This is a genomic window from Paucilactobacillus nenjiangensis (assembly GCF_005405445.1).
GTDB lineage: Bacteria > Bacillota > Bacilli > Lactobacillales > Lactobacillaceae > Paucilactobacillus > Paucilactobacillus nenjiangensis.
Genome location: NZ_BJEB01000092.1, coordinates 1 through 3,498, shown reverse-complemented (window position 1 = coordinate 3,498; position 3,498 = coordinate 1). Strand labels below are relative to the sequence as shown.

General features: G+C 38.1%; 5 protein-coding genes. 4 read left to right on the top strand and 1 reads right to left on the bottom strand.

What is annotated here, in order from left to right:
- Positions 1-228 precede the first annotated feature (228 nt).
- The 4 genes from FFM59_RS09760 to FFM59_RS09745 are packed head-to-tail and all read left to right on the top strand — an operon-like array spanning position 229 to position 3,133.
- On the top strand, positions 229-972 hold the full coding sequence (locus tag FFM59_RS09760; protein ID WP_137602835.1) for an amino acid ABC transporter ATP-binding protein: 744 nt from the start codon (positions 229-231) through the stop codon (positions 970-972).
- A 16-nt stretch (positions 973-988) separates the two neighbouring features.
- A complete protein-coding gene (locus tag FFM59_RS09755) occupies positions 989-1,825 on the top strand; it encodes a transporter substrate-binding domain-containing protein (RefSeq protein ID WP_137602834.1) in 837 nt (278 codons plus the stop codon).
- On the top strand, positions 1,825-2,466 hold the full coding sequence (locus FFM59_RS09750) for an amino acid ABC transporter permease (protein ID WP_137602833.1): 642 nt from the start codon (positions 1,825-1,827) through the stop codon (positions 2,464-2,466). The genes FFM59_RS09755 and FFM59_RS09750 overlap by 1 nt, the downstream gene beginning before the upstream one ends.
- 13 nt (positions 2,467-2,479) lie before the next feature.
- Positions 2,480-3,133 (top strand): amino acid ABC transporter permease, encoded by a 654-nt coding sequence (locus FFM59_RS09745; protein WP_137602832.1) that lies wholly within the window; start codon positions 2,480-2,482, stop codon positions 3,131-3,133.
- Between the two features lie 125 nt (positions 3,134-3,258).
- Here FFM59_RS09745 and FFM59_RS10310 read toward each other — a convergent pair whose 3' ends face one another.
- Positions 3,259-3,381: a hypothetical protein gene (locus FFM59_RS10310; protein WP_263854045.1), complete on the bottom strand. Its 123-nt coding sequence runs from the start codon at positions 3,379-3,381 to the stop codon at positions 3,259-3,261.
- Positions 3,382-3,498: the final 117 nt, after the last annotated feature.

Below are 3,498 nucleotides of genomic sequence, written 5' to 3'. Positions count from 1 at the left end.
AATCTTGAGGGCAGTTTTATTTCTTGATATGGTTACGAGGAATGGAGCGTAGCGACATCCTCAGAGAGTTTTTTGTCAACAAATGACGAGGTTGTGAATATTTTACAGCGATATTGTTAACATTTCTTTGACGATATCTAAGTATTGGTATAAAATTTAGTCTAACGTAAATTTAAAATGGCATTAAGTTTCAATTAGAAACGGTGCTAAAGAGTGGAGGATTTTCATATGTCAATGGTCGAATTTCACGATGTCCAAAAATATTACGGTGATTTTCATGCCTTAAAGGATATCAATTTAACGGTGGAAGCCGGTGAAACTGTTGTTTTAATCGGACCTTCAGGCTCTGGGAAGAGTACTTTAATCCGAACAATCAACGGCCTTGAACCTATTCAAGAAGGTCGTCTAATCGTTGACGGATTTGATTTGGCTGATAAAAAAACTGATGCCAATAAGATTCGCAAGAACGTTGGGATGGTATTTCAACATTTCAATTTGTATGCCAACAAGACTGTCATTGAAAACATTATGTTAGCACCTCGAATTGTGCTAAAACGTGATGAAAAAGAAAATAAAGAATTTGCACTAAGTTTGTTGGAAAAGGTTGGGCTGGAAAGTAAAGCAGATAGCTATCCTCGTCAATTATCTGGTGGTCAACAACAACGAATCGCGATTGCGCGTAGTTTAGCAATGAAGCCAAAATTGATTTTGTTTGATGAACCAACCTCAGCTTTGGATCCAGAAATGATTGATGATGTTCTGAACGTTATGAAAGATATTGCACGTGATTCAAGCATGGGAATGATCGTGGTTACTCATGAAATGGGCTTCGCACGTGAAGTGGGTGATCGTGTTATTTTCATGGCCGATGGAGAAATTCTCGAAGATGATAGCAAGGAACAATTCTTTGATGGCGAACCAAGTAACGAACGTGCTCGTCAATTCTTAAGTAAAATCATCGTACACAAGTAAGAAGGGGGAAACAGCCATGAAAAAGTTTGGTCGTTTCATGGGCTTGTTTGCCGCTCTTGCGTTGTTGCTAGTCACAATGACAGCTTGTGGGTCAAGCAAAGCTCTATCAAAACAAGACGTTTTGAAAGTAGATACAAAAGCTAATACCATCACTTGGGGTGTCAAAGCCGATACTAAGTTATTTGGTTTGATGAACACCAAGACCAGTATCGATGAAGGATTTGAAGTGGATGTTGCTAAGGCATTAACCAAAGAAATTCTCGGTAAAGATGGCAAGGCTGTCTTTGTTCCAATTACCAGTTCTACCCGAGTCCCATTACTTAGAAATGGGAACATTGATGCAATTATTGCTACCATGACGATTACACCGGAACGTGAAAAGCAAGTTGATTTCACCCGGTCGTATTTCAACGCTGGACAAGCTATTTTGGTTAAAAAGGGTAGCCCAATTCAAAGTGTTAAAGACTTGAACAAAAAAGGAAAAGTCGTAATTGGGGTAGTTGGTTCAAACTCAGTTCAAAATATTGGTAAATTTGCACCTAAGGCTAAAGTGCTTCAAATGTCAGATTATGCGCAAGCATTGACGGCTTTGAAGTCAGGCCAAGGGGATGCATTAACTACTGATAATGGTATTTTATATGGTATGTCGGTCGACAACCCAGGTTATGTCGTGGTCGGAGGATCATTTACGCAAGAACCTTACGGAATTGCCGTCAACCAAGGTCAAACCAACTTCAAGAACCGTCTGAATAAGGCATTAACCACCATTGAAAACGATGGTACTTACAATAAAATCCTTAAGAAGTGGTTCGGTAATGTTGAAGGATTTAATTATGAGGAGATGAAGCGATAATGATTCATATTTTTGCAACCGAATGGCAACCGTTATTACAAGGGTTCGGTCAAACATTGTTGTGTAGCATTATTGCACTATTCTTCAGTTTGATTATTGGAACCGTCTTTGCCATTTTCGAAATTATGCCTAACAAGATTATGCGAGTAATCGGTAATGTTTACGTAGAAATTTTCCGTAATATTCCATTACTAGTTATTACCATGTTCTTCTTCGTGGTTATTCCACTGTACGTCGTTAAGATTAGTGGTTTCGCTGCCGGAACAATTGGGTTAACAATTTACACCTCAGCCTTTATTGCTGAAACTGTTCGTGCCGGAATTCAATCTGTGGATGATGGCCAAATGGAAGGTGCTCAATCGAATGGATTAACTTTCTGGCAAGCAATGCGGCACATTATTTTACCGCAAGCTTTCAAAATTGTGATTCCACCATTGGGAAACCAATTCATTAACTTAGTTAAAAACTCGTCTGTCCTAGCCTTCGTGGCCGGTTTTGATTTAATGTATCAAGGTAATATGATTGCCAATGATACACTCCAAACAATGTCAACCTTCTTTGCAGTGGGTGTCTTGTACTTGATCATCACCATGCCATTAAGTTATTACATGCGTCATCTAGAGAAAAAATTAGCCGCTTAAGGAGGTAGTAGAAATGCAAACATTTATTGATGCATATTCATGGTTAAACCTACGCTACCTTCTTCAAGGTTTGTGGGTGACTGTTGAAGTTTCAGTAATTTCAGTTATTCTTAGTTTTATTTTTGGAACGATTTTAGGGGTGATTCGTTATTCCGAGATCAAATACGTGTCCGCAATTGTCGGATTTGTGATTGATTTAATTCGGAACTTACCTTTGCTTCTAATTATCTTCTTTACTTACTTTGGTTTGCCCAACTTGGGATTCAAACCTCCAGTAATTGCCGCCGCCATCATTGCGATGACAGTCTTTGAATCAATGATGATTGCTGAAATTGTTCGTTCAGGAATTATGGCCGTGGATAAAGGCCAAATGGAAGGTGCTCAGTCTAATGGGATTGGGTATTGGACCGCATTGAGAATTGTGGTCTTACCACAAGCAATGAAGAACATGGTGCCAGCCCTAGTTAGTCAATTTATTTCACTAATCAAGGATACTTCATTGGGAACAATTATCGTGCTTCCTGAAATGATGTACCATGCTCAAATAATCTATGGTCAAAATACCAATTATATTATTCCAATGTTCGTTGCGTTAGCGGTACTGTACTTTATCGTTTGTTACGCATTGTCATTGGTGGGCAAGTATTTCGAACGTCGTCTAGCTTAATTAATTGAATATAAATCAAAAGCTTCGCATCACTTATTAAAGTGGTGCGAAGCTTTTTGTGTGGAATAGGGACATGTTGATAAATGGCATGATTTGATGTTTTATAGTTTCATTTATTCTAGTTATTATGATGACTTTGAGGTTAACTGGCGTAAAATGCCTGTCATCTGTTGTAAACTACTTTGCAATTCACTAAGCATTGGCGCACGTCGATTAGTCAAGATAAAATCAAGATCGCTCATTGCCATGTTGACGAATAAATAACTGATATAGCTGTCTTTTTTTAAATCCCAAATTGCAAGAACAAATTAGCCACACGATAAATCCTATTAAATCAGTATTTTCATTAATATTCATATTTTATG

Excerpts from the sequence above, each read along its gene's own strand:
- FFM59_RS09760 (WP_137602835.1), top strand. The coding sequence starts at position 229 with ATGTCAATGGTCGAATTTCACGATGTCCAAAAATATTACGGTGATTTT.
- FFM59_RS09755 (WP_137602834.1), top strand. The coding sequence starts at position 989 with ATGAAAAAGTTTGGTCGTTTCATGGGCTTGTTTGCCGCTCTTGCGTTG.
- FFM59_RS09750 (WP_137602833.1), top strand. The coding sequence starts at position 1,825 with ATGATTCATATTTTTGCAACCGAATGGCAACCGTTATTACAAGGGTTC.
- FFM59_RS09745 (WP_137602832.1), top strand. The coding sequence starts at position 2,480 with ATGCAAACATTTATTGATGCATATTCATGGTTAAACCTACGCTACCTT.
- FFM59_RS10310 (WP_263854045.1), bottom strand. The coding sequence starts at position 3,381 with ATGGCAATGAGCGATCTTGATTTTATCTTGACTAATCGACGTGCGCCA.